The sequence below is a fragment of the Dialister sp. CAG:357 genome, assembly GCF_000435155.1.
GTDB classification, from domain to species: Bacteria; Bacillota; Negativicutes; order Veillonellales; family Dialisteraceae; genus Dialister; species Dialister hominis.
In genome coordinates this window covers 19,408-22,126 of record NZ_FR896445.1, presented here as the reverse complement: position 1 = coordinate 22,126, position 2,719 = coordinate 19,408, and the positions used below count along the sequence as shown (strand labels likewise).

The 2,719-nt window shown below is 40.3% G+C and carries 4 protein-coding genes; 2 read left to right on the top strand and 2 right to left on the bottom strand.

What is annotated here, in order from left to right:
* The first annotated feature begins 40 nt into the window (after positions 1-40).
* Positions 41-1,036: a site-specific integrase gene (locus M3200_RS06835; protein ID WP_022382791.1), complete on the top strand. Its 996-nt coding sequence runs from the start codon at positions 41-43 to the stop codon at positions 1,034-1,036.
* A gap of 98 nt (positions 1,037-1,134) precedes the next feature.
* Here M3200_RS06835 and M3200_RS06830 read toward each other — a convergent pair whose 3' ends face one another.
* Entirely contained in the window at positions 1,135-1,398 is a 264-nt protein-coding gene (locus M3200_RS06830) for a LysM peptidoglycan-binding domain-containing protein (RefSeq protein WP_022382790.1), read from the bottom strand.
* A 274-nt stretch (positions 1,399-1,672) separates the two neighbouring features.
* Here M3200_RS06830 and lexA point away from each other — a divergent pair, with 274 nt between their 5' ends.
* Positions 1,673-2,311, top strand: a complete 639-nt coding sequence (gene lexA, locus M3200_RS06825) for a transcriptional repressor LexA (RefSeq protein WP_022382789.1) — start codon at positions 1,673-1,675, stop codon at positions 2,309-2,311.
* 95 nt (positions 2,312-2,406) lie between these two features.
* Here lexA and M3200_RS06820 read toward each other — a convergent pair.
* Positions 2,407-2,719, bottom strand: a 313-nt coding sequence (locus M3200_RS06820) for a S1 RNA-binding domain-containing protein (RefSeq protein ID WP_502685334.1), incomplete at its 5' end; no start/stop codon positions are given.

The following is a 2,719-nucleotide window of genomic DNA, read 5'->3' as shown; positions in this document are numbered from 1 at the left end:
ATAATATGCATTTTATACTGGAAGGATCGGATCATTATAAATGGATGGCAATAATTTTTATATCAGTGATTTTCAAAAATCAAAACTCATGCAGGAAGAGTTGTCTGCAAAAAGTTTGAACTCATTGGCCGGTACAAAGGCTAAGAATACAATTGATGCATACAGGTCTGATTGGGATGATTTCTGCGATTGGTGCAAATACCATAAGCAAACGTCCTTCCCCGCAACTGCTGAAACAATTGTCAACTACATCAATGATTTGGCGGATTATGCCAAGACAGCTACCATCAGGAGAAGGGTCAGTGCCATTTCAGAGAACTATAACGCGGCCATTACTTCTGGCATAAAGGTCGAGAACCCCTGCCGGGAATGGATTGTCAAGGAGGCCTTGACGGGCCTGACCAGACTCAAGGGCGGCGCCCAAACCGGAAAAACTCCCATATATGGGGACCAGCTGTGCGATATGATCAAATGCATTGATACCAAAGGTCTGGGCGGATTAAGAGATAAGGCAGTCTTATTGCTGGGATTTATGGGTGCATTCCGCCGAAGCGAAATTTCCGGTTTAGATGTAACAGATATTAAAAGAGTTCATCAGGGAATTATTGTGACAGTCAGACAGTCTAAAACAGATCAGCAGCAAATGGGCCAGCAAGTTGGTATCCCTTGCATCAGCGACGACGATTTTGACTGTGTTAAAGCCGTCGAACAGTGGATTACCGCTGCCAATCTAGTCGATGGCCCCCTGTTCCGCTCGATTCTCAAGAACAACACAGCTTCTAAAAACAGGCTTAGTTCCAAGAGTATTAATCTAATCGTAAAAAAGTACGTGTCAATGATTGGGCTGAATCCTGATTTATATGGTGCACACAGCCTTAGGCATGGGTTTGCCACATATGCTGCTTTGAATGGTGTTGAAGAACGATTGATTATGAGGCAGACGCGGCACCGTTCGGTTGAAATGGTTAGAAGATATATTAATGAAGCTGATTTGTTCGTCAATAACCCAATCAGTGCCATTTTCAATAAAAAATAGCTGTGAGTAACATGCCTGATCAGCTAAAAAAACGTCAGTATAGAATCTATTCAACTAGAATCTATACTGACGTTTTAATTTCTAAAGAAGTATCATTTTTATATAACGGATGATCTTACCTTTATTTTATCGCCTGGCTGGATCTGCCCGGGATCCTTTATTCCATTCAATTGCTGGATATCATAGATGACTTCTCTTATATCCTTGCTGTCATCCGTTCTGGAAGCCGCAATACTCCAAAGAGTATCATTGGACTCAACAGTCACCGTCTCATACAAAGGTGTAACCGAAGCAACCGAGGCATTTACACCCCAGCCGCAGAATAATACGGTAGTAATTAGCAAGAACATTATCTTACGCATAATAGCAGCCTCCTAAAAGCACAAACAAACTATTATTCTTTAGAACGTTATTTCTATATAAGATACTACACCAAAACAAAAATTCGCACAATCGAACATAAAATTAGAATTTAGATAATTTTTAATATGTTCTGAACATTAGATATATTGAATTCTGACGTTTCTGTGAACTCTTGTTTGATTTTGAAAATATGGTATTGTATAATAATAGCAAATAAATATTCATATTATATATAAATAAGAAAGTTTGTTTTAGAAGGGACGTTTATAAAAAGTGGCTGCTAAAAGACTCGGTAAAAAAGATAGAGAATTGACAAGTAGAGAACAGAGTATATTGGATTTTATCAGACAAAAAGTCTGGGAAGACGGATTTCCGCCTACTGTTCGTGAGATTTGTCAGGCTGTTGGATTACGTTCCACTTCAACAGTACATGGATATCTTGCCCGCCTGGAAGAACTTGGCGTTATAAAAAGGGATCCGGCCAGCTCCAGAGCTATCGAAGTTGTCAATGATGCTTCCTGGCGTCATAAGAAGATGATTCCTATGCCTTTGGTCGGAGCTGTTCGTGCAGGTGAACCAATCGTCGCTGATGAACACCTGGAATCGATCTTCCCTATGCCGTCTGAACTTATTGGGAAAGATAATAATTGCTTTATTCTTGTCGTTCGCGGAGACAGCATGATTAATGCCGGTATCAAGGAAGGCGATTATCTGATCGTATCCGAACAGGATGATGCAAGAAACGGAGATATCGTTGTTGCACTCGTCGGCAATGACGAGGCAACTGTCAAGCGTTTTTACCGGGAAGCAGATCATATCAGGCTTCAGCCGGAAAACGATGCTTATAAACCGATTATTTCCAAGGATGTTATCATCAGAGGCAAGGTTATCGGTTTATACAGACACATGTAAGGCATTCTGTTTCCATAACTAATCAACAAAAGCAAAAGGGCTTTGGCAAAATGTGTAATCATTTTGTCACAGCCCTTTTTATGCTGCCTCATATGCTATTTTACTAATCGAATCGATTTTTCACCTAAATCAATTAATTTCTTCTTTAACAGATTTCCGACTGCACGCTTAAATGCAGATTTGCTGATCCCAAGCATATCTTTAATTTTCTGTGGATCCGAAGAATCTGTGATAAACAATTCTCCCCCATTTTCCGTGAGCTTTTTCAGGAGAGCTTCGGCATCAGTACCCATTGCAGATTCCTTCTGAGGACGCAGGGATATGTTTACATGGCCGTCTTTCCTGATAAATACGATTCTTCCTTTGATCTCGCTTCCCATTTTTATATCATCACGGAGTTCAGATTTA